Consider the following 23,458-nt stretch of genomic DNA (forward strand, 5'->3'; position numbering starts at 1 on the left):
GCCTGCGGCGGTGGGATTTTCTTGAATTGTTTGCCTGCTCGGCGCTTGTTTGGCTGTTGGCCTATGGCGTTGGCCTTTCCTTGATCTGTTTGTTTGCTCGGCGCGTCTTGTCTGGTTGCCTATGGCGTTGGCCTTTCCTTGAATTCTTATTGGTTTATTAGCGTCGCCCCTGTGCGGGGCAGGCACTTACTTCTCTTTGCCGCCGCAAAGAGAAGTAAGCAAGAGAAAGCGGCTCACACCGCTAATTCTTAAGCGGGTCTCTCGCGCAGTTGCGGTAGTGGTGCATCTGGAATCTGTACTTTTGCGCATTCGGCTTTAGTGACAAGGCAGTCATGCTTCCCGCCTCGCACTACGTGCTCGCCGGAAGGGGCCGTCAGAAATCCGGGCTTCGTTTGGAGGCGGTGGAAGCCATCGGCTTTCGGCAACGTGCCAAAATTTGTCTACTTCGGCTGTGCGACTCGGTGCCCGCGCGGCCGAAATGTTGCGAGTGGATGCAGGCGTCAATTCGCATTTCGAACGGAGTGCAGAGGCCGTACCTAACTCGACAGACGGTAGCTGACGAATCGAATCCCGGCGAATACAAGCGAAGCGCTGGCACATTGCAGAAACGCTGAAGATGATGCGGTGGGCCGCGGCATCGAGTAAAGCTCGCGCGCGAAAACGAACCGATGGTTCTATGAAGTACGCGTCGGCGCGCGCAGCGCCGCCTGAAGTATGACGGCCTTGTCACTCACGCCGAATGTGCAAGAACACAGATTCCAGATGCACCACTACCGCAACTGTGCGAGGGACCCGCTTAAGAATTAGCGGTGTGAGCCGCTTTCTCTTGCTTACTTCTCTTTGCGGCGGCAAAGAGAAGTAAGTGCCTGCCCCGCACAGGGGCGAACGCTAATAAACCACTAACAAAACAAGGAAAGGCCAACGCCACAAACAATCGGACAATACGCGCCGAGCAGGCAAACAGATCAAGAAAAGACCACCGCCATAGGCATTCCGACGAACAAGCGCGCGCAGGCAAACAAACAAAACCCGCCAACGGCAAAAAACCACCCCTTAAGCCACCGGCCCCTGCGCCGGCTTCCTCCTCAGGAGAGCATAAAGAATAATCGCTCCGAAGGTAGCAGTACCGATCCCGCCAAGCCCAAATCCACCGAGCTTCAACGAAAAGTCCCCAGCGCCCAGCACGAGCGTCACCGCCGCAACGATCAGATTCCGGTTGTCGGAGAAATCGACCTTATTCACGACCCAGATGCGCGCGCCGGTCACGGCGATCAGGCCGAACACCACGATCGACACGCCACCCAGCACCGGTCCCGGAATGGTCTGAATCACGGCACCGAACTTTGGCGAGAAGCCAAGCACAAGAGCAATAAGCGCGGCAATAACAAACACCAGGGTCGAATAAATCTTGGTCACCGCCATCACGCCAATGTTCTCGGCGTAAGTTGTCACCCCAGTGCCGCCGGCAAAGCCAGACAGAATCGTCGCGAGTCCATCGCCGAGAAATGCGCGGCCGACATAGCGGTCGAGATTCTGACCGGTCATCGCGCTCACGGCCTTGATGTGCCCAAGATTCTCAGCAACAAGAATCACCGCGATCGGGGCAAGCAAGGTCATCGCCTGCAGGTTGAAAACCGGCGCGGTGAAGTGCGGCATACCGAACCACGCAGCGTTCGCCACAATCACGAAATCGATCGGCTTACCCATGCCGAGACCATTCGTGACGATCGCGTAAATCACGTACGCCATCAGCAAGCCAACCAGAATCAGCAGACGCTGCAGCATGCCGCGCGCAAACACCGCGACCGCGCCGACGCACAGCACCGTCACGAGTGCCATCCACGAATCGAAGTTGCTGCCGCTCACGCCATGCACCGCAATCGGCGCAAGATTCAGCCCGATCACGCAGACGATTGCACCCGTCACCACGGGTGGCATCAGCGTTTCAATCCATCGGGTGCCAACCGCCGACACGATCAGGCCAATGACCGCGTACACCACCCCGCACGCGATGATCCCGCCCAACGCAACCGGAATGTTCATGTTCGGACCGTGGCCGCCATACCCCGTCACCGCGATCACCAGACCGATGAATGCAAAACTCGAGCCGAGATAGCTCGGCACACGTCCGCCCACCAGCACGAAGAACAACAGCGTGCCGATCCCCGACATGAAGATGCACAGGTTCGGATCGAAGCCCATCAGCAACGGCGCAAGCACGGTCGAACCGAACATCGCAACGACGTGCTGAATGCCCATCGCAAACATCTGCGGCCACGCGAGGCGCTCGTCGCTGCCGACAATGCGGCCCTCGGCAGCGTCCGGCTGGGCGCGCCAGCGTGGGAAATAGGAATCGGCCATGGCGGGGGTTCTCCTCTGTCGGCGTTTTAGTGGACGGCGCAGCGAATCGGCGCCGTCTGGGAATTACGCGCGAGTGTACGGAGAGCGATCAGGCCTGGCAAGGGCAGCAAAAGCCGCGCAAAGCGCGCTACGCACGCGTCGCCCTTGAATGTCACAGAGGTAACCCGTCACCGCCCTGATCTATCACCGGCGCGAGCGGCCATGCCCCCGACGATCACCGGCGCGAGCCGTAGGTCCCTCATCCATCACCGGCGCAAGCAGTCACGCCCAAACGATGACCTGCGCTGTCGGCCGCACCCTCATCAGCGCCCACTCCATTAGCCCTGCCGCACCCCCAGCGAGAACACGGTGACCGCCGCTTGCAACTGCCTTGCCTGGTCCGCCATCGACGCCGCCGCCGCCGCAGCCTGCTCGACCAGCGCCGCGTTCTGCTGGGTCACGTCGTCCATCTGCGCGACGGCACGGTTCACTTCCTCGATGCCGGTGCTCTGCTCCTGCGACGCCGACGAAATCTCACCCATGATGTCGGTCACACGTTTCACCGCATGCGTCACTTCCGCCATCGTCTGACCGGCCCGCTCGGCCAGTTCGGCACCGCTGCCCACGCGCGCCGTCGAGCTCTCGATCAGCTCCTTGATCTCCTTGGCCGAGACCGCGCTGCGTTGGGCCAGTGAACGCACTTCCCCCGCCACCACCGCAAAGCCGCGACCCTGTTCACCGGCACGCGCCGCTTCCACCGCTGCGTTCAGCGCGAGAATGTTGGTCTGGAACGCGATCCCTTCGATCACCGCGATGATGTCGGTCATGCGCTTCGAGCCGGCCGCCAGTTCGCGCATCGTTTCGACCACGTCGCCGACCAGGCTGCTGCCGCGCGCGGCCACTTCCGACGCGCCATGCGCGACACCGCCCGCCTGCTGCGCATTTTCGGCATTCATCTTCACCGTCGAAGTCAATTCCTGCATGCTCGACGCGGTTTGCTGCAACGCGGCGGCCTGCTCTTCAGTGCGTTGCGACAGGTCGGTGTTGCCCTGCGCGATCTCGCCCGAGGCCATCAGGATCGATTCGCTCGACTCGCTAATGCCCGACACGATACCCGCCAACCGCTCACGCATGTTGTGCAGTGCGAACAGCATGCTGTCGGTGTCGCCCGCACGGGTATCGACGCGCACGCTCAGGTCGCCATCGGCGATACGGTTGGCGATGTGCATCGCGTAGTCTGGTTCGCCGCCGAGCTGGCGGGCGAGGCGTCGCGCAATCATCGTCGCGAGCAGCGTGCCCGCCGCGATCGCGCCCAACACCAACGCAAGCATCACGACGCGCATGTGCCGATACTGAGCGCTCGCCTCCTGCTGGGCTTCGTTGGCTTGTTGACGGCGATAGTCGATCAGTGCCGTGATGCGATCACGCAACGCCTCGCTCGACGCAATCGCGCGGCGCACGAGTTCGTTGTTGTCGACGCCAGCCGGAATCGGTTCGAGTCCGATCTGCTGATGCACGATGCCCTCCCACACGGCCGACTTGCGAAGCACTTCGTCGAACATCTCCTGACCCTTGCTGGTCGCGATGGTCGCGCGATACTGGTCGTAGGCGCCATGCATCTCCTTGAGCGAGGCGACAATGCTGTCCTTCAATTTTTGACGGCCGGCGTCGTCGGCGGCATAGCCGAGGTTCGCGGCGGCAAGATCGGAATCGATCTTGTGGCGGTTCGCCTCTTCCATCCAGTAGAGGCCGTTCATGTGCTGGTCGCAGATGGCGTCGGTAATGTCATGCATCGACGACAACGTCTTCAGCGAAGTCCCGCCGATCACGACGCAGAACCCGATCACAACGGCAAACGCCAACAGCAACTTCCTGAATACGGTCATGCGGTCGAACCACTTCATCTCACCATCCTTCATAAGTACTGAGGGGACGCTCGCGCCGCTGGGCCATGGCGAAACATTTCGCGTTTTTTTAGGATACGTGGCGACGCTGCCCTCTCTTTTACGGCGGCGATATCAGAGACTGAAGCAAAAAATGGCGGGAATAACCGGGACAGGATGATGTAAGCAATGCCTGGCAAACGGCGCCGGATCGCTCAGTCAACCTGCTTTGCGCGTCAGCGCAGTGATTGGGATTTGTCTGATATATAGGGGCGAGTCGAACTCTTAAACTTTGTTTGCTGCGCTCATCTCCATGAGTAAGCGCACGCGCTGTTGTTGTAACTCTCCGACTTTCCGCTCACGCTCCCCCGGTGTGAGCGGCTTTTTTTTGTCCATACGTTTCGTTGGACTGCGCACTCGCCGGTGCGCAGCCGAATTACGGATGCGTGCCGAATGCGCCTTCGGCAAGACACAGCGTGTGATAGCGCACGTCCTCTGGCCATGCCGCGACGATATCCTCAAACCGTTCCCGATCGTCGGCGTAGAGCGTGCGCGTTGCGTCTTCATAGTCAGGCAGATTGCCGGCGAGCGCGGTCATGAAGCGATACACCGCTTCTTGCGCTGCGCGCTTGCGGCCCTTGTCCTCGCCCGCAAGCCGCGCCGCCTCGACCAGTTTGCGCAGCGCAACCGAAGCGCCGCCCGATTGCCCGTTGAGCCAATCCCAATGGCGCGGCAGCAACGTGACCTCTCTTGCCACCACACCGAGCCGGGGACGGCCGCGGCCACGCGGCGCATCGTCTTCTTCGGCGCTCGCGGTTGATTCGGGTTGCTCGCCGGGTGCCTGGCTTGCCAGCCGCACGAGAATCTCTTCAGGTGAGCCGCGCAAATCAAACTCGACCGGACGGCTCGTGATGTCGTCAAAAATCAGCACAGGCGCCTGTTCTCCGCGCGCCAGCACCTCTCGTACAGCGAGCGCCACCTCGGACAAAGCGCCCGAGGCAATGCGGCGGTATCCCTCGAAGGCAGTGCAGGTAGCAGGATGGGTGGTCATGACAAACTCCAGAAAGGTGAATTTGTCGAATTATACCCGGGTGTAAATTGGACGCAACATATTACCCGGGTTAAATTTCAGGAAGGACTCAACCCCTTCGCAGCTCTCATCGCGCCGGCGACACCACGACGCTCTGCCGATGCGTCCGCGCCGCCACCGGATAACACAGCACGCGATTGCGGCCGGCGTCCTTGGCCTCGTAGAGCGCCTCGTCCGCTGCGTTGACAAGTGCCCGGCTCGTTGCGAATACCTGGGTCTTCGTGCACGCAATGCCGATACTGACCGTCAGCACATGGTGCGAGCTCGCGACATGGCGAAGCTCGAGCGCCTGAACCTCGGTGCGGATTTTCTCGGCGATGTTCAGCGCCCCGGCTTCGTCGGTATCCGGCAGTAGCACGGCGAACTCTTCGCCGCCGTAGCGCGCTGCGGTATCGCCTGGGCGCCGCACGCTCTGCCCGATGCAGCGCGCCACGGCGATGAGCGCATCGTCGCCGGCCGAATGGCCGTAGAGATCGTTGAAGCCCTTGAACGTGTCGACGTCGATCAGCAGCATCGACAGCGGCCACCCGTTGCGTTGCGCGCGGCGCCACTCCTCCTCCGCATGTTCCTCGAAAGTACGGCGATTGTTCAGGCCGGTCAGCCCGTCAGTGCACGCCAGCACGTGCAATTCTTCTTCGGCCGCGCGGCGCTGCCGCAGTTGTTGCGAGAAGAGGACCGCGAGCGCGATGATCGCCAGGTCGAGCGCCGCGATCAGCGTGCCGATGATCCACGCGCGACGCCGCCATTCGATATAGATATCGTGCGTCGAGAGCGCGACATCGAGAATCAGCGGATACATGTCGATATGGCGGAACGCGTACCAGCGCTCGACACCATCGATCGCCGCCGTGCCGAAGAAATCCCCGCTCGGCTGGTCAGTAAAGCGCGAATAGTTCGACGTGCCGGTCAGATTGAGACCAATGATCTTCGCATCGTAGGGACGCCGCATCAGCATCGTGCCGTCGCTCAGCATCAGCGCCATCGAACCACCCGCGCCGAGATTCATACCGGCGAACAGATGCCTGAAGTAAGTGAGTCGCATCGTGCCGACCACCACGCCGCCGAAGCTGCCGTCCGGACGCGAGATACGGCGGCTCAACGCAATACTCACGTCCTTGCCGGTTATCTTGGGCGTGAACGGATGGCTGACGTACAGGCCGACATTGGGGGAGTCGCGCTGAACCTTGAAGTAATCGCGATCGGCGAGATTGACTGGGCGTGGAGGCGTTGATTGCGAATCGAACAGGACGTTACCGGCTACATCGACGACGAGAAGCGAACCCAGGTCTTTTGCACTGGCCGAGCCATCGAACAGCACCATCTGACGAATCGCCGGTGGCAATTCCAGCACACCAGGTTGTTTCAGGCCGTCGATTACCGCCCGTAGCGACAGGTCGTAGATCTCGAGATTGCGCGACACGTCGCGTTCGACCAGCAACGAGACGTTGAAAACGGAGTCCTGTGCGCGCCTTAGCGCGTCATCACGCATCTGCGCCAATACCCACACCGCAATCGCGAGGATCGCGCTGGCCAGCACGATACTGATGGCAATCACGATGTTCGGTCGGCGCGTCACCATGAGCTTTTCATTCGAGCATGCGCTGACCCACGCGCGTGAAGAAAGTGGCCGCGTCTGGAAGGCGCGTCCCGTGAACCGGTAGCCTACCAGACGCTGAGGTGCGTCAAACGAGGGAAAAGACCCGTTTTTGGGCGGCCTGCGCGAAAGTTTCGACGATGGCATGCCTCATATCGTAGCCGCTAGCACTGGCGCGGCGCCGGCGGCCTGTTTCAAGGGCGGCACGGGGCACCGAGGACGCGCCCACAAGCGTGCCCGAGAGTGCGGCCGTCACGCCGGCCTCGGCGCTCAATGGGCGTGCAGATCGAGCGCCGGCTGGGAAGCGGCTCGGCTGAGCCCGCGGATATCGGCGATTTCGAGCACTGCTTTGGCGGCGCCATGACGCGCGACCTCCAGCATCGCCAGGCCGATGTCTTCGGTGCTCAGAATGTAGTTGGGGAAAAGCGCGCGCAGCGTCGACAGGAGAGGTTTGGCCGCGGTGTAGAACAAGCGGTACGAGCGGGTCTTCGAACTGGCACCATTCAGCGGTTCGATCACACCGGGACGAAACAGGTAGACCGCCTTGAACGGCAGCCGCTGCAGCGCGTTCTCGGTCTTGCCCTTGACCCGCGCCCACATGCTGCGGCCACGTTCGGTACTGTCGGTACTCGCACCGGACACGTAGACGAAGGTCATTTGCGGATTGAGACGGGCAAGCGTCTGCGCCGCCGCCAGCGTCAGGTCATAAGTGAGGCGCGCATAGTCGGCCTCCTGCATGCCTGCGGATGAGACGCCCAAACAGAAAAAGCACGCGTCGAAACCCTTCAGCGACGCTTCCACTGCCCGGTAGTCCATCAGGTCCGGCTGAACCAGTTCGACGAGGCGCGGATCGAGCTGGCCAGTGCGAGTGCGGCCCACGGTCTGAACCGCCTCGACATCGGGCGCGCGCAGGCATTCACGCAATACGCCCTGGCCGACCATGCCAGTCGCTCCAAATATCAAAACTTTCATGATGCATGCTCCATGATCGTGGCCGGCCTAACGCGGAATGTCCGCAACGCCCCAATTTGCCATATCGCTCGTCCTTCGGTTGCCTTTAGCCGCGTTGCCTGATCAGTACTCAGGCTTTCGCCGGTGCGGCAGGAAACGCCGGCAACGGCGTAGGCGCGGAAAAATCGGTCGCTGTACTGATCGCTCGCCACGCTTCGGCGCTTGCAGCACGCGCCTTGTCGCCTTCACCCGCGTAATGCAATGCGTCACTCCCCAGCAGGAGATGGGCCGGCAACGAATCGTGATACGCCAGTTTCAGGACGACTTGGGCAACCTTCGCCGGATCGCTGGTTTCGTGACCGATGTGTTGGGACAGCATATCCACTATCACGCCCACCGAGGGCACATAATCCGGCAACAACTCCGGCATCGCGCCGCTCGCCTCAGTGCCCCAGTCTGTTTTCATGCCACCTGGCTCGAGCGCAGTCACGTGAACGCCGAACGGCGCGAGCTCCTGGCTGATCACCTCCGTGAAACCGCCGACCGCCCACTTCGCCGCCTGATAGGCGCTCAATCCCGCAATCCCGACACGACCGCCCACCGACGAAATCTGGATCACGTGGCCGGATCGCTGCTTCCGCAGCACCGGGAGCGCCGCACGCGTGACGTTAACCACACCATAGAAGTTGGTGTCGATCTGCGCGCGGAAATCGTCCTCGGTGGCTTGCTCGAACGGCGCCAGGTGACCAAAACCCGCATTGTTCACAACCACATCGAGCCGACCGAATGCATCGACCGCAGCCTGTACCGCATTGCGTGCCGCAGCCTGATCCGTGACATCCAGCGCAACCGCCCGGACCTGCTCGCCATAGCGTGTCAGCAGATCTTCCAACTGACGCGGATTGCGTGCTGTCGCCACGACGCGCTCACCGGCGCGCAATGCTGCTTCGACAATTTCACGCCCAAGCCCGCGGGCACTTCCCGTAACCAACCAGACCTTTGACATCGTGTGCTCCTTAATTTAAATGAGCAAGTAGGCGCTCATTAATTGGACAAAAAATTTAGTTCTGGGCAATCGCGTGCCAGAACGCTTCAAAGCCGGCCTTGCGATAACGGTCGGCGTCGCCCGGTTCGCGAGCGATGAAATCCATGGTGGTTTCCGCCAGCGCCGCCATGATCGCCGATAGGAAAGCCGGCGGATGATCACGTAACGCGCCGCTCGCCACGCTTTCCTGAATCATCGTGTTGATGTCTGCGAAAGACTCCATGCCGGTCGCGCGCGTGCAGTCGGTCAGACGCTCCGACACGGACAGCTGCGCCATCGCCCGGCGTTTTTGCGGCTGCGCCACGCCCCAGTCGACGAACTTGTCCCACACGTATTGGGCGCGATCGCGCACGCTGGCTTGCTTCGGGTACGTCGTCATCATTACTTCGCGCAGCTCCGCCTTGATGTCCAGGTAGAGCTGGTTCAGCAACTCGTCCTTATTGTCGAAGTAGGTGAACAGCGTTCCTTCAGCCACACCCGCGAGTTTTGCGATGCGTGCGGTCGGCGCGCCCAAGCCCTGCTCGGCAACGACCTCGGTGGCAGCTGCAAGGATGGCGTTGCGTTTGTCTTCACTTTTCGGACGGGCCATACGCGGTTCGCTTCGACAGCACATAATAAATGAGTGATTGCTCAATCATATCCAGGAATGCCGACTTGTTCAAGCCATTTTATTTGTGCTGCTCGGGGCACACCAAAAGGCCATTTGTTCAGGCGGCAGGCACCGGAAGATGAAATGAAACTGCAATTAAATGTTTTCATGCTGCGCCCAAATATATTCGAATTCCTGGGAAGTGACGTTTTCTTCGCGCATCGTGTGCAAGCTTGGTAGAGAAATACCCGCGATTCCTTAAGTACAGGGGGACCCGATCCGATAACTGGTAAATGGGATACCCATTTGTTGCCCGACATTCGACGCGTTTTTAGCCATGCGTTTGATGGAAGGCTCGAAGGGTAAACCGCGCGGGGCTGCCGGGATGATCGGCAGCCAGATAGACGCTCCCATACCCGGACCTGAGAGTCCATTGCGAACGCTTTAACGTTTCGTTATTGGAGAAGAAAAAATCGTGGCACTCAAAAACCTCACCATCAAGACCAAACTCATCGGCGGCTTCGGCATGCTGTCTCTCATTGTCGTCGCGGTTTCCGGCCTTTCCCTGAAGGCGCTGAGCGATTCGACAGATGGGTTTTCCAACTTCGTACGCGGAATCAACGCACGCGCCGACATGGCAGTGCAGGTTCGAACCGCTGTCGACCGCAGGGCGATCGCGGCGCGCAACCTTGTGCTCGTGACCAAGCCCCAGGACCTCGAAATAGAAAAAGCCGATGTGACGCGCGCACACGAAGACGTGCAAGCCGACCTGAAAAAGCTCAACGACATGATCGCTAACGCGACTGATACGACCGAGAAAGCACGCAGTCTTGTGGCCGAGATCAATCGGGTCGAGTCGGCTTATGGTCCGGTCGCCACCAACATCGTCAATCTCGCGCTCACCAACAAGCGTGACGAGGCGATCGTCGAAATGGACGATCATTGCCGGCCGCTGCTCGCCGCGCTGATTCGTGCGACCGACGCGTATGCCGACTACACGCACACTCGTCAGGAACAACTTATCAACGAATACGCGGCGCATTACGAGAACCAGCGCAATCTGCTGATCGCGATCTGCCTCATCGCGTTGGCGCTCGCCGTCAGCGCGTGCGTGGTGATCACGCGCGCGGTGACCGGGCCGCTGCGTTTTGCGATCGACGTCGCGCGTACCGTATCGGAAGGCGATCTGCGCACGCGCATCACCGTCGATGGCCGCGACGAAACCAGCAAGTTGCTGACCGCCCTGCGCGAAATGAACGAGCGATTGACGGCGATCGTTGGACGGGTGCGCGACAGCAGCACCAGCATCGCCGGCGCGGCGCGCCAGATCGCAGCGGGCAATATGGACCTGAGTCAGCGCACTGAACAGCAGGCTGCTTCGCTGCAGGAAACCGCTTCCAGCATGGAGGAACTCACCTCCACCGTTAAGCAGAACGCCGACAACGCGCAGCAAGGCAGCGCGCTGGCTGCGAATGCATCGTCGGTGGCGCAAAAGGGCAGCGAGGTCGTGGGTCAGGTGATGAACACGATGCATGACATCAGCGACAGTTCGGCCAAGATCGCGGACATCACGGGCATCATTGAAGGCATTGCGTTCCAGACGAACATCCTGGCGTTGAACGCGGCAGTTGAAGCCGCGCGGGCGGGCGAACAAGGGCGGGGTTTCGCGGTGGTTGCGAGCGAAGTCAGAAGCCTGGCTCAACGGTCTTCGAGCGCGGCAAAGGAGATCAAGGATCTGATCGCCAACTCCGTGGACAGGATCCGCGACGGCTCGGCGCTTGCCGGCGAGGCGGGCAAGACGATGGCCGAAGTGACTCAGGCTGTAGCTCGAGTGACCGACATCATGTCGGAGATCGCGGCGGCATCGACTGAACAGAGCCGCGGGATCGAACAGGTCAATCTTGCGATTACCCAGATGGACAACGTCACGCAACAGAATGCTGCTTTGGTGGAGGAGGCCGCGGCTGCTTCGCGGTCGATGGAAGATCAGGGGCAACAGCTGAACGAAGCCGTGGCGTTTTTTCAGTTGAAGGATACTGCGTCTGCAGTAGCGGCTGTTCCTGCCTGGCGTGAAGCACCGCGGCGCGAGGCGGCGGCTGCTGTTGCAGTTACCCCGAAGCGCGTTGCGCGGGCGCCGGCAGTTACGCCGGTTGCGGCGCTTGCGGCTGCGGGCGCGGATGACGGGTGGGATAAGTTCTGATCGGAGTTTTCCGATGACGCGTCGCTCACCTCACGGGCGACGCGTGAGCAAAGTCAGCGTCGCCTTCGGTCAGTCCGTCAGGCGGTCTTTTCCGAAGCGGCAGGAAACGGCAACGATTGAACCCGCCTGCCGGTGGCCGCGAAGATCGCGTTCGCTACCGCCGGCCCGACCGGTGCGACACCCGGCTCACCGACACCCGTCGGCGCTTCGCCCGACTGCACGATATACACCTCGACCTTGGGCATCTCGGCGAACCGCAGCACCTGGTAGCCGTCGAAGTTGTTCTGCTCGACCTTGCCGTCCTTCAGCGTGATCGCGCTGTGCAACGCCGCACCCAGACCAAAGCCAATACCGCCCTCCATCTGTGCGGCGATGACGTCAGGATTGATCGGTGTGCCGCAATCCACCGCACAGACGACGCGCTCCACTTTCACGTTCCCGTCCTTATCGACAGAGACTTCCGCGACCTGCGCAACGAACGTCTTGAACGCCTCGGCCACCGCGATGCCGCGCCCGCGACCTTTCGGTAACGGTTTGGCCGGGTCCCAGCCCGCTTTCTCCGCAGCGAGTTCGAGCACGCCCCGCATGCGCGGTTCGTGCGCGAGCAGATCGCGACGGAAGACGAACGGGTCCTTGCCCGCGGCGTGTGCGGCTTCGTCGATGAACGCCTCGACCGCGAATGCCGTGTGCGAGCTGCCGACCACCCGCCACCACAACACGGGCACGCCGGTCTGCGTGGTCGTCAGTTCGACCGAGATGTTCGGAATCGCGTAGGCCACGTTGGCGGCCCCCTCGACGGACGTCCCGTCGATTCCGTTCTTGACCATCACGCTCGCGAACGGCGTGCCGGCAAGAATCGACTGACCGACGATGCGATGCCGCCAGCCGACGAGCTTGCCGTCGGCAGTCAGGCCCGCGTCGAGCTTGTGGAAATACATCGGCCGGTAGAGGCCGCCGTGGATGTCGTCCTCGCGGGTCCACTGCAGCTTGACCGGCGTGCCGTTCGCACCCAGCGCCTTCGCGATCGACACGGCCTCGACGATATAGTCCGACTGGGTGTTCGCGCGACGCCCGAAGCTGCCGCCCGCATACAGCGTGTGAATCTTCACCTGCTGCGGATCGAGCCCGGCCGTGCGCGCGGCGTTGCCCTGGTCGACCGTCTGGAACTGATCGCCAGCCCAGATCTCGCAGCTGTCAGCAGTGAGCTTGACGACCGCGTCGAGCGGCTCCATCGGCGCATGAGCGAGATATGGAAACGAGTAGGTAGCGGAAATCTTCTTCGCCGCGCCCGCAAGCGCCTGTGCCGCATTGCCGTCCTTACGGGCAGACACGCCGGGCTGCTCGGCGAGTTGTCGGTACTCGGCCATGATCGCGTCCGAGCTGCGCTTTTCGGCCGTCGAATCGTCCCATTCGATCTTCAGCGCGTCGCGGCCCTGCTTCGCCGCCCAGAAACCCTTCGCGACCACCGCAACGCCGCCCGGCACCTGCACGATCGAGACAACGCCCGGCACCGCTTTCGCGGCGGACGCATCGAACGACCTGACCGTCGCGCCGAAAAGCGGTGGACGCTGCAGCAGCGCGACCAGCATGCCGGGAAACGTCACGTCGAGCGTGAACTGGGCGGTGCCATTGGTTTTCGACGGCACGTCGACGCGCGGCAGTGGATGGCCGATCAAACGAAAATCCTTCGGCGACTTGAGCGTGACCTTGTCCGGCACTGGCAGGCGGGCCGCAGCCGACGCGAGCGAGCCATAGGTCGCGGTGCGGTTCGTGGCCGCGTGATGAATGCTGCCGTCACGCGTCGTCAGCTCGGACGCGGGCACCTGCCACTGCGCAGCGGCGGCGGAGACCAGCATCGCGCGTGCTTTCGCGCCGGCGTCGCGCAATTGCATCCACGAGTTGGCCATCGCCGAACTGCCGCCCGTGCCCTGGATCGTACCGAACGCGAGATTCGCGTAGCGCTTCGCATCGGCGGGCGCGCTTTCAACACGCACGTCCTGCCAGTTCGCATCCAGTTCTTCCGCGACGATCGTCGCGATGCCGGTGTACGCGCCCTGGCCCATCTCGACGTGCTTCGCGATGACCGTGACGCTGTTGTCCGGCGCGACGCGCAGGAACGCATTGGGGGCGAACGCGGCGTCGGGAATGGTGGCCGCGAGTGCGCGGCGGCCCATGCCCGCCCATTCGAAGCCGATGGTGAGACCGACTGCCGCGACGGCGCCGGCTGCTTTCAGGAAGGTCCGGCGCGACGGGCGTACCGCATCCGTGAGATCGAGATCGGTCGTCATAGTCAGGCCTTAAGGGTCGCAGCGGCTTCGTGGATGGCCGCGCGGATGCGGGTGTAGGTCGCACAGCGGCAGAGATTGCCGTCCATCGCGGCGTCGATGTCGGCGTCGGTAGGCGTGGCGTTATGTTCGAGCAAGGCTGTCGCGGACATGATCTGTCCGGACTGACAGTACCCGCACTGCGGCACCTGCAGCCTGACCCATGCGGCCTGGATGGCTTTCGCGGGCCGGCTTTCAATGCCTTCGATGGTCGTGATGCGCTTGCCCGCGACGGCCGCGAGCGGCAGCACGCATGAGCGGGTGGCTTCGCCTTCCAGATGAACCGTGCAGGCGCCGCATTGCGCCATGCCGCAGCCGAACTTCGTGCCGTGCAGGCCTGCGTTCTCGCGGATCGCCCAAAGCAGCGGCGTGGTGGGATCGGCATCGAGCGTAACGTTCTTGCCGTTGAGAACAAGCGATGTAGACATGAAACCTCTCCGAGGGGAAAGCCCGGACTTGGCGCCGGGTGTACGCGGCAGTTTGACCGACCGGCTGCCATTACGCTTTACACAATCCTGCAAGAATATTGAACAATGCTGCAAATCGGGCAGGCTAGCTGCGATTGCCAGGCAGCTGTTGGTATGCTCGATTCCGTCAACGGATTTCAATGCACATGAAACAGCATTCCTCCCGGCTCGACCCTTCGGCGGCGCGCGAAACCGCGCGCCGTGAACTCGCCGCGCTTATCAGCCGCTTCGCGCCGGCGGACGGTGCATATCAGACCGTAATCCCCTCGCTGACGTTCTACCGGCACTCACAGCCCGCCGATCTCGGCTGCGGCGTGACGCACTCCGCATTCGTGTTCGCGGCGCAGGGCGCCAAGCGGGTCATGGTCGCCGGGCAGGCGTACGACTACGATCATCTGCATTGCCTCGTGACGTCCGTCGATCTGCCGATGATGTCGCAGGTGACGCGGGCGTCCCCCGACGCGCCTTATCTGTGTGTGAAGCTCACGCTCGATCCACAGCGCATCGTCGAACTGGCGACGCAACTGCGCCTGCCAGAACCGGATGCCGTGTCGGCAGGCGAAGGCATCGCCGTGGGCTCATTGTCGACACCGGTTTTCGACGCGGCGCTGCGACTCGTACGATTGCTCGATACTCCAGGTGACATACCCGTGCTCGCGCCGCTCATCGAGAAAGAACTGCTCTACCGGCTGATGACGAGCGAGCAGGGGAAACGGCTGCGGCACGTCGCGGTGAACGGGAGCCAGACGTACCGGATCGCACGGGCGATCGAGTGGATCCAGAATCACTACACCGAGCTTTTGCGGGTGGAGACGCTGGCACAGGCGGTGAACATGAGCGTGTCGTCGCTCCATCATCACTTCAAGAACGTCACGACGCTGACTCCGCTGCAGTATCAGAAACAATTGCGGCTGCACGAAGCGCGGAGATTGCTGCTCCGGCACAGCGGAGATGTCGGGTCGGTGGCGACCCGGGTCGGCTATGACAGCCCTTCGCAGTTCAGCCGCGAATATAGCCGGCTCTTCGGCGCGCCGCCGCTGCGCGACGTCTCGCAGTTGAGGCGCTGGGATGCAGTGGAGTTTCGGGAGTAGGAAACAAAAACCCCGCGAGCCTTTTTAGCTGCGGGGTTTCCGGACTTTCTTGGACAACCTTGGATGTGATCCTGGTGGGAGGAGGAGGATCGAACTCCCGACCTTCGCATTGCGAATACGAACAAGTCGACATTCATCAGGATAGATCGACATATCCAAACACACGCAACCGATTGTATTTTAAAGAATATTTTCCAGCCAACTAATCATTCACGTTGATCCAAATACCTTCGCTACCGCATAATCCGGTTACACAGCGGTTACACGGGATTGCCGACTCACAAACAGGAGGCTGGGTGGCAAAGGTCAATTTCACTGCGGCGCGGGTAGAAGCCCATCGCTGCGCCGAAGGTAAATCACAGTCGTTTCTTTGGGACAGCAAGACTCCGGGGCTAGGTTTGCGTGCCACAGCTGGCGGTGCAAAAGCTTACATTTTCCAAGGGAAGATCCATGGTTCGACGGTGCGGATGACGATCGGTGATCCGAGAAGTTGGACGATTGATGTCGCGCAGGAACGAGCGCGTAGCCTCCAGACGCTCATCGATGGCGGTATCGATCCGCGAGAACAAGAGGCTGAGCAGAAGGCAGCACACGAGGCCCGACAGGCTGCAAAGCGCCGTCAGGATGTGACGGTCGGCGAAGCGTGGGAACAGTATCTCGAGCATCTGCGAACGAAGATTTCACCGAAGACGAAGAAGCCTAGGTCAGAGAGATACATCCTCGACCACATCAACCTCTCGTCGCCCGGTGGAGGCATTGCAAAACGTGGCGGCAAAGAAAAAGTGCGTGGTCCGTTGGCACCTCTTATGTCGCGCAGGTTGAATGAAATAACGGCAACATCCGTGTCCCAGTGGCTCGAGGCCGAAATACCCCGGGGGCCAACGAATGCCGGTCATGCATTCGGTCTTTTCAAGGCGTTCATTCGATGGTGCGACACTCACGAGACGTATGCAGGCATCATCCCGCACGAGGCCTATACTTCGCCAAAGGTCAAGGGCATTCTCCCTCGTAGCGCCGCAAAGGATGACTGCCTTCAGCGCGAACAGCTGTCTGTTTGGTTTAGCGCAGTACGTGGCATCGCTAACCCGGTAATTAGCGCATACCTCCAAGGACTCCTAATCACAGGTGCCCGTCGGGAAGAACTGGCCGCGCTACGTTGGGAGGACGTGGACTTCCGCTGGCGCAGCTTGACCATGAACGACAAAGTTGAAGGCACTGGCGGCCGGACCATTCCGCTCACCCCTTATCTTGCGAGTCTATTGCGACATCTTCAGCGCCTAAACGAGATGCCTCCGAATAAACGGCAAACCACTCGCCTCGCTGAAAGAGGCGAGCAGTGGGAACCATCTGAGTGGGTGTTCACCAGCAAAACGGCATCGGACGGAAAAATAGCGGAGCCGCGTCACGCGCACAATCGCGCGTTGGAACCAACGGGTTTGCCCCATATTTCTCTCCATGGCCTGCGCCGATCATTCGGCACGCTGTCGGAGTGGGTAGAGGTCCCCGTCGGCGTTGTCGCGCAAATCCAAGGGCATAAGCCGTCGGCAATTGCCGAAAAACACTATCGTCGGCGTCCCCTCGACTTGCTGCGCATGTGGCATGACAAGATTGAAGGCTGGATGCTTGAGCAGGCGAAAATCAAGGTTGAGACCTAAAGCTCACGCGGGGCGTCCGCCCGCTCGCCCACAACCGGCTCCTGCAGAAAAGTGATAGAAACGGACAAGCGGAATCGGTGTTGCCTCGCCAGCAACCGTTGTCGTCCATTCGCGCCAAGGTATGTGTTCCGTCAGATGCGAGGATCGAACTCCTGACCGCAAAACGAATATCCCCTCGAATTTACAAGGCAGAGATGCCCCAAAAGTTGCCCCAACTTTGATTCTCTGCCCGAACTTATCCACTAATTCGTTCCACTACCTGCGAGCACATGGAACGTTTCCACATGCCGCCGGCGTCATGGCCGCTGTCGCCGAGGCGAAATACGTCGGATCTTAATCCGTAGGTCGAGTGTTCGAGTCACTCACGCCCCACCAAAGAATTCAAAGGGTTACAGGCAATACGCTTGTAACCCTTTTTCTTTTCTCAAAGCGTGTAACCGCCCTGTAACCACAGCCCTCCATTTCGCGAGATGCAGGCTGCAACCTGTTGCACGACTGCGCCTCTCAGCAGCCCGCCTGTTCTTAATCTTTGCTGATTTTCCCGCCTGCAGTTAGTATTTCTGCGCCACGAAGAATTGGATGCGGCAAAACCGGCGGTCCGCATCTGCCCAACAACGAAAAAGACAGCGAGAGATGGCCAATTACCTACGGACGTTGCACCTCGGCGCACTGAACATCGTGCTGCAACCTCACTCTTCGAAAATCTACGTCGACCGTTTCCAGAAATGTATCGCTTTGACGCGAAAGGACTTTGCGGCCGGCCAATTCTTCGGACGCGCGAACGACGGCTTTCTGATTACAAGCGTCCACCCAATTGACAAAACCAACCTTACCGAAGGTTTTCAGGGCGAAGTGGCACGCTTTCTAAAATTCGACCCGTCCGTCGCCAGCCAATGGCTAAAGCTTTCCGACGGGAAGCAAGCAGAAAAGCAAGACATTATCGACGTGCGCGTGCCCGCCGACCTGAAGCCGAACCTTGGAATATTTCGATTCGCGTTTTACCCGAAGAACCACCGGCTCGTTTTCGAAAGCAAGGCTGAGAGCCGTTCGATATCGCACCGCTCGATGGCGGCTGTCTTTGAACACTTTTTCAATCATCCTAAGCTGCCCGCCGGTGAGCCACGGGCCCGCGTCACCGTCGAGCAAAGCCATCAAATGGTCAGCCGAATCCTGAAGCTGGAAGACTTGGCACACCTCGACATGCGTTTCGCTCGGCCGAATGACCTAATTACCGCCGAGGACGAAGAGGAAGCAATCGCGGAGCTTTCGGCGGCTGGAATCGAAGAAATCCAGATTTCGCTCCAGCGTACCCATGAGAGGCCCATTTCCCTATGGGCGTGGTTGAGGAAGCTCGCGGGCTGGACCGCCTCAAATGGTTCATTGACGGCCACCGGTTACGAAAACGGCAAGAAAGTGACGCTGTCCACGGAAGACAAGCCGCTCGTAAGCAAGCCCCGTTACGACAGCCGCGAAATGCTTGCGAGCGACGCCTTTTCTGCGGAAGCGGTGGAATTCGGTAATCAGCTGGACCGCCGGAGACCGTAGTACATGACGCAACCGGCATCAAAGCCTGTAGCACCAGCCCTTCCCGGCTATTGGAAGGCGTATGGCGGCATAAAAGCGCTGCTGAAGTCCCCGTTCCCCTACTTGGCCGCAGTCGTCACGGGGCTTTGCTACCCATTTTGGATGAAGGACGGTTGGTGGAATCTCGTTACTACAGTGCTCCCGTGCATTTTGGGCTTCACCATCGCAGCGTTCACGTTGGTGCTCGGCCTTGGCGGAGACGTTTTTCGAAGGCAGCTCCATCGCCCAAATAGCCGCACGGGCGTTCCACTGTATCTAAAAATCTCCGCCATTTTTGCTCATCAGATAATCGTGCAGACGTTGGCTGTTGTTTTTGCTATCGTCCTTGCCGGCGTGTGGATGTGGCCTGCTCCAGACAGCGATCCATGGGCGGAAATCAACCATTGGGCCTTACAAGTCAGTTGGGGCCTCGGATTTTTTCTCTTTGTGTACAGCGTGCTGCTAGTCTTCGCTGGCGCCTTGAACATCTTCACGCTGGCAAAAATGATACAGCGCGCTGCGCTAAAAGAATCGCGAACGAAGACCTGTCCTCATTGCCGCGAAGAGATAAATCCTGAGGCGACCAAATGCAAGCATTGTGGCTCACGATTGCCCGACGAGGCGAAGCAACCGGCTTCGGCTTAGCAGATTTCCCGCGCCCGATGGAGTCGCGACATGAACATGAGTATCGACGACAAATCAATCGGCGAGATGCATCAACGCGCGGGACCCCGCGAGAGGACGCAGCAATCTCATTTAAACCGGTTGCAATTGCGTGCGCTTGGACGGCCAATTCTCCCCGATTCCCGCAGATTCTTCTATTCCGATATCGCCTGCCATGCGCGTTGCATAGCTGGAGCGCGGCAAATTCTCACCGATTCGCATAGATTATTAACATCTATCCAGCGACGCGGGACTGTCGCATCTCCGAAACCACGCAGCGATGCCTTGCCCGCGCTGGTTTGCAAAACGTCTAGGCTTAGAGTGGCGTGAAACCGGTTGCAAAATATGCGATTTTCGCACTCCCGTTTCTTCTCGATTCTCACCGTTTTATCGGATAGTCGGGAGATATTCTTCCTCCTCATGCGCGCGAATAGGGGTCCCCAATCATGCCGAGATGAGAGCTAGTATCCGACGACTAGAATGCCTTTCAGGGGCAGTCGCATCCGGTTACTGGCAAAAAGCGTATCAAAGAAGGTAACAACGCGGTCAAAATCCGGGTTATTGACGCCTGCTGCCGCGTAGACGTTTCGGACGGCGATAGCAAGATAATCGACGTCGTCCATCATACAAGCTTGAAACAGGTCTTTAAGAAACTGGTTGTTGATGACCGCGCGGCCGGCTTCCACTTCTACGACGAACTTTCCATCGCTGTGGTATGCGTCTGCCTCGAAGGCCTTGGCGACGTGACCGTTGTTTCCATACAGCACAGGAACACGGATTTTTTGCGCATGCTTCTTCCCCGCTTCCACTGCGAAGCCGAGCTGGGTAAGCAATGGCGCGAGATGAGAAAGCACTGCATTGCTCGACAGAAAGTGCTCGCTAGATGATATGGAGGAGTGCCCCTCTTGGAACGCTCGAACAACCGCCATCGCAAGAAGCGTCGGTTTGTCCGACCGAGGAAAATACGCCCAATTCAGCATATAAGCGCCCAAGCAGTATCGGAGAAAATGACGAATCAACAAGCGCGAAGCATGTCGCGGAGTTCGTCTTCTGTGAAAAGATTCAGTTCCCGGCAGCGTCTTTAGGGCGACGGCGAGACGAGCGCGCGCCCGGTGACAAGGGCTGGAAATCGGGCCACCAGTCGCTCAAACGAGAGCGAATGGTCGTCAGCACCGAATCCTTGCTCTGGATTGCATGCAGGATATGATTTGGCACTTGAGTGAAGGCATGATGCGCAAGACGCTCGGGAGATACGCGAACGAAGTACTCAATTTGCAACGGCGAAACTGACGATTCAGACGAAGCGTCTAGGTCGAATACGCATATGAATGCGTTCAGAGGCTCTTCTTCGATGCCGCCGTCATCAATTCGAAAACGCTTAACATCCGTCGTCTCGTCTTCTAGCGCCGGTGCACCCAAGAAGGGCTGCCAACTATCCCACACGGATTTTGGAAGCGCCAGTACCGTGCCAGCAGCCGCGGAGCCTTGCCCACTCAACTTGAACTTAACCATCACCTGGTAGAAGGTGCGCTTAAATACGTTCGCGATGTTCGGCCCTTCAACTTTCTCTCCAGCCCAGTTGGGGTTATTTTGTAACTCTGTGGGGAAATTTTTGGGGTGTAGGCGCAACGCATCGCGAAGGTTACCGACAGCATTCTTATAGGTGCCATGGAAATCCATCGTCTGTATTTCGAGAATCCCATAGCGAGATACGGCGAATCCATCGCCAGAAGTCGGTACGATTTCTACGAGGGTCACGTCAAACGCCATTTCTGGCGAGTGAGACGTGCCAGTAATGGAAATCTCGCCGCCAAGTTTGTCTTGGAAAAAGAGATAGCCGGCGCCATGACTACGAACAGAAGCCTTGAAAGCATCCAGCTCCCCTTCCCGCTGAAGGATCGATACAGGCAACGGTAATACGTCGCGGTCCAAGCCAAAGATGCGCCGACAGCTCTTGCGAACGATATCCGAATCTATGACTCGATATGGGCAAACCAGCCAATCCTGACGCGGGCCATTGCTAACGCTGCTGATTGCGCATACGCCAGAGGAATTCTCACTTTTTACGCACGGCGTTCGCGCCCTGAGTATGTCACTGAGGAATGGACATTTTCCGGCGCTGGCGCCGCCTATCTCAGAGACATTCAACCGCACTTCCGGATAAATGCGTTGCCCGAACCATTCACTTACGAAGTTTCCGCGCTTTACCGTTGCCATTCTTTTTCCCGCCGGGGCGCAAACCCCCGAGTTTTGTTTTTGTCAGTTCGATGAATTTTTTCTGCGCGTCGAATCCGATTGCGCGCCGCCCGAGTTCTCTCGCGACTTCGAGCGCTCGACCAGTGCCACAAAACGGATCAAGAACCATACCGCCGGGAGGCGAGGAAGACAGAATCCGCGGCGCAATCAAGTCATGCGGAAAGGTCGCGCTGTGCCCACCTTCACCCGGTGCGACGTTAACGCTGACCACGTCGCTGCTCCGCTCCTCCGCCTGAGCCACTTCGTAATAATATTTAGCCCGTCCAGCAGAGGGCTTTTTTACGAAATGGAAGAAATGCTCATGCGCGTTTCGGAGGCGGTCACCTTCCGGCCGCGGGACAGCATTCGGTTTGTGCCAGATGAGATCGTTCCGCAGAATCCATCCCTTTTCCTGCATCGCGATGGCGAAGCGCGCGGGTATGAGTAGCAACTGTTTCTCTTGCCGAACGTCACCAAGCGGCGTCTTCCGGCGATTTCGCGTGTCACTGCCTAGGCCTTGACGACCGCTATCGCGAATACTTGACCAGCGCGCGAAATAAGTGTCGCCCAAGTTAATCCACAGGCTGCCCGAAGGCTTGAGGGATTTACGAGCTCGCGTCAATATCTCCGCGAGATGCGAAACGTACCATTCAGGATATGGCTCCAGCCCCAAGATTCCCCCCGCGCTGCGGTACCAGTCATAACCCGGAGTCTGAGGGCCAATTTTCTTCACGGATGGAATGTCGTTGAAGAGGTCCCAGTTATGGTCGAGACCATAGTCTCGGTGCCCCCAATAGGGAGGGCTGGTCAGCACTAAATCAATGGAGTCCGGAGTAAGTCGCTCGAACAAATCAAAGGCATCGCCGTGCAGGACCTCACCCGCGGAATCATGTCCGGCGTTATCGTCCGTCGACGGCACTTCATCCGAGCGTGTCATCGGCGGAGGGGTTCGGGTAGATTTTTCCATTGCGTATGTGATTGCAAAACCGCGGCGCGCAAAGTGCGAGAAACTGGTCCGCACGGGGTTACGAGGCCAAGCATGAAGGACCAAACGTTCCTGGTTCAGACGGACCGGTGCGGCGCCGCAGCCATTGTAGCTCACGAGTGCGCGAGCCGAATCCTGGCCTTGGGCCAAGCGCTGAATGCTCGACCGCCTGGCCGGCGGAGTCGTTACGACACTTCTTTTTGGGTAAGCGCGGTGGGGCATAGCGTTCGCCGGTTTGCCCTCTTTCTGCCTTGCCTTTCTGCCTTGCAACTCGTTGCAAAATAATGTGAAAAACCGATCGCGATTTTTCCCGACTCTTACCGTTTTTGAACGTTCGGGACACGGAAACGGCTTCCTGAAATTTCCCGCCCCGTATACCCAAATACGGGGCATTCGGGAAGCTCCCTCCCTTCATCATTGTGGCTGCGAGCGCCATGACACGACCTCGCACGGCGGTCGAGTGCTTGCGTGTTTGCCGAAGAATAAATCGGACGGCGTCCCCCTCGCACTCTTGGGCGACAACGGGGCCGCGAGGTCCCGTTGTCATGTGCGCGTTGGCCGCTCCGAGCCTGCCACCTGAGCACCGACTGGTCAGATGGCAGCCTCCCACCTCGGCCCTTGCAGCGGCGGTGTGACGGGCAATCCTCGCGCGAGTACGCCGTACAATCAGTCGTTCGTCGTGCCAGACGACGCACTCAATGGATACTGGGTCGAGCTGCATAAGACGCCGAAGCTGGCCATCTAAATTTTTGGTCGCTGTTTCAGAAGTTGTGGTCCGACAGC

Annotated in this window: 18 protein-coding genes and 1 pseudogene; 7 read left to right on the forward strand and 12 right to left on the reverse strand. The window is 59.7% G+C overall.

What is annotated here, in order from left to right; translation table 11 throughout:
• Positions 1–1,053: 1,053 nt before the first annotated feature.
• The 7 genes from PQR40_RS09035 to PQR40_RS09065 all read right to left on the reverse strand — a co-directional run bounded on the left by PQR40_RS09035 (position 1,054) and on the right by PQR40_RS09065 (position 9,492).
• Positions 1,054–2,361, reverse strand: a complete 1,308-nt coding sequence (locus tag PQR40_RS09035; RefSeq protein WP_408508792.1) for a solute carrier family 23 protein — start codon at positions 2,359–2,361, stop codon at positions 1,054–1,056.
• A gap of 317 nt (positions 2,362–2,678) precedes the next feature.
• Entirely contained in the window at positions 2,679–4,244 is a 1,566-nt protein-coding gene (locus tag PQR40_RS09040) for a methyl-accepting chemotaxis protein (protein ID WP_408508793.1), read from the reverse strand.
• Positions 4,245–4,659: 415 nt separating this feature from the next.
• Positions 4,660–5,274: a DUF2239 family protein gene (locus PQR40_RS09045; protein WP_408508794.1), complete on the reverse strand. Its 615-nt coding sequence runs from the start codon at positions 5,272–5,274 to the stop codon at positions 4,660–4,662.
• Positions 5,275–5,380: 106 nt separating this feature from the next.
• Positions 5,381–6,892: a sensor domain-containing diguanylate cyclase gene (locus PQR40_RS09050; protein ID WP_408508795.1), complete on the reverse strand. Its 1,512-nt coding sequence runs from the start codon at positions 6,890–6,892 to the stop codon at positions 5,381–5,383.
• Positions 6,893–7,177: 285 nt separating this feature from the next.
• Positions 7,178–7,879 carry an NAD(P)H-binding protein gene (locus PQR40_RS09055; protein WP_408508796.1) on the reverse strand — a complete coding sequence of 234 codons (702 nt, stop codon included), beginning with the start codon at positions 7,877–7,879 and terminating at the stop codon, positions 7,178–7,180.
• 109 nt (positions 7,880–7,988) lie between these two features.
• Entirely contained in the window at positions 7,989–8,864 is an 876-nt protein-coding gene (locus tag PQR40_RS09060; RefSeq protein WP_408508797.1) for an SDR family NAD(P)-dependent oxidoreductase, read from the reverse strand.
• Positions 8,865–8,919: 55 nt separating this feature from the next.
• Positions 8,920–9,492, reverse strand: a complete 573-nt coding sequence (locus PQR40_RS09065; protein WP_408240326.1) for a TetR/AcrR family transcriptional regulator — start codon at positions 9,490–9,492, stop codon at positions 8,920–8,922.
• A 526-nt stretch (positions 9,493–10,018) separates the two neighbouring features.
• On the opposite strand from PQR40_RS09065, the gene PQR40_RS09070 reads away from it, so the two are divergent.
• Positions 10,019–11,692 carry a methyl-accepting chemotaxis protein gene (locus PQR40_RS09070; RefSeq protein WP_408508857.1) on the forward strand — a complete coding sequence of 558 codons (1,674 nt, stop codon included), beginning with the start codon at positions 10,019–10,021 and terminating at the stop codon, positions 11,690–11,692.
• Positions 11,693–11,769: 77 nt separating this feature from the next.
• On the opposite strand, the gene PQR40_RS09075 is transcribed toward PQR40_RS09070, so the two are convergent.
• Positions 11,770–13,980 carry a xanthine dehydrogenase family protein molybdopterin-binding subunit gene (locus tag PQR40_RS09075; protein WP_408508798.1) on the reverse strand — a complete coding sequence of 737 codons (2,211 nt, stop codon included), beginning with the start codon at positions 13,978–13,980 and terminating at the stop codon, positions 11,770–11,772.
• Positions 13,981–13,982: 2 nt separating this feature from the next.
• A complete protein-coding gene (locus PQR40_RS09080) occupies positions 13,983–14,444 on the reverse strand; it encodes a (2Fe-2S)-binding protein (RefSeq protein ID WP_408338835.1) in 462 nt (153 codons plus the stop codon).
• A gap of 185 nt (positions 14,445–14,629) precedes the next feature.
• On the opposite strand from PQR40_RS09080, the gene PQR40_RS09085 reads away from it, so the two are divergent.
• From PQR40_RS09085 to PQR40_RS09100, 4 genes are all read left to right on the forward strand, one after another.
• Entirely contained in the window at positions 14,630–15,574 is a 945-nt protein-coding gene (locus tag PQR40_RS09085; protein WP_408240335.1) for an AraC family transcriptional regulator, read from the forward strand.
• A 296-nt stretch (positions 15,575–15,870) separates the two neighbouring features.
• Positions 15,871–17,229 (forward strand): tyrosine-type recombinase/integrase, encoded by a 1,359-nt coding sequence (locus tag PQR40_RS09090; RefSeq protein WP_408508799.1) that lies wholly within the window; start codon positions 15,871–15,873, stop codon positions 17,227–17,229.
• Between the two features lie 633 nt (positions 17,230–17,862).
• On the forward strand, positions 17,863–18,774 hold the full coding sequence (locus PQR40_RS09095) for a DUF4747 family protein (protein WP_408508800.1): 912 nt from the start codon (positions 17,863–17,865) through the stop codon (positions 18,772–18,774).
• Positions 18,775–18,777: 3 nt separating this feature from the next.
• Complete coding sequence (locus PQR40_RS09100; RefSeq protein WP_408508801.1) at positions 18,778–19,437, forward strand: hypothetical protein; 660 nt, start codon at positions 18,778–18,780, stop codon at positions 19,435–19,437.
• Positions 19,438–19,916: 479 nt separating this feature from the next.
• Here PQR40_RS09100 and PQR40_RS09105 read toward each other — a convergent pair whose 3' ends face one another.
• The 3 genes from PQR40_RS09105 to PQR40_RS09115 all read right to left on the reverse strand — a co-directional run bounded on the left by PQR40_RS09105 (position 19,917) and on the right by PQR40_RS09115 (position 22,657).
• On the reverse strand, positions 19,917–20,309 hold the full coding sequence (locus tag PQR40_RS09105; RefSeq protein WP_408508802.1) for a hypothetical protein: 393 nt from the start codon (positions 20,307–20,309) through the stop codon (positions 19,917–19,919).
• Between the two features lie 208 nt (positions 20,310–20,517).
• Entirely contained in the window at positions 20,518–21,387 is an 870-nt protein-coding gene (locus PQR40_RS09110) for a PDDEXK family nuclease (RefSeq protein WP_408508803.1), read from the reverse strand.
• Positions 21,388–21,637: 250 nt separating this feature from the next.
• A complete protein-coding gene (locus PQR40_RS09115) occupies positions 21,638–22,657 on the reverse strand; it encodes a DNA-methyltransferase (protein ID WP_408508804.1) in 1,020 nt (339 codons plus the stop codon).
• 409 nt (positions 22,658–23,066) lie between these two features.
• On the opposite strand from PQR40_RS09115, the pseudogene PQR40_RS39070 reads away from it, so the two are divergent.
• Positions 23,067–23,195: pseudogene (locus PQR40_RS39070) on the forward strand (PAAR domain-containing protein); the annotation flags it as partial.
• A 75-nt stretch (positions 23,196–23,270) separates the two neighbouring features.
• Positions 23,271–23,420, forward strand: a complete 150-nt coding sequence (locus PQR40_RS09120; RefSeq protein WP_408508805.1) for a hypothetical protein — start codon at positions 23,271–23,273, stop codon at positions 23,418–23,420.
• The last annotated feature ends 38 nt before the right edge of the window (positions 23,421–23,458 follow it).

The sequence above is a fragment of the Paraburkholderia sediminicola genome, from assembly GCF_046026855.1.
GTDB lineage: Bacteria > Pseudomonadota > Gammaproteobacteria > Burkholderiales > Burkholderiaceae > Paraburkholderia > Paraburkholderia sediminicola_A.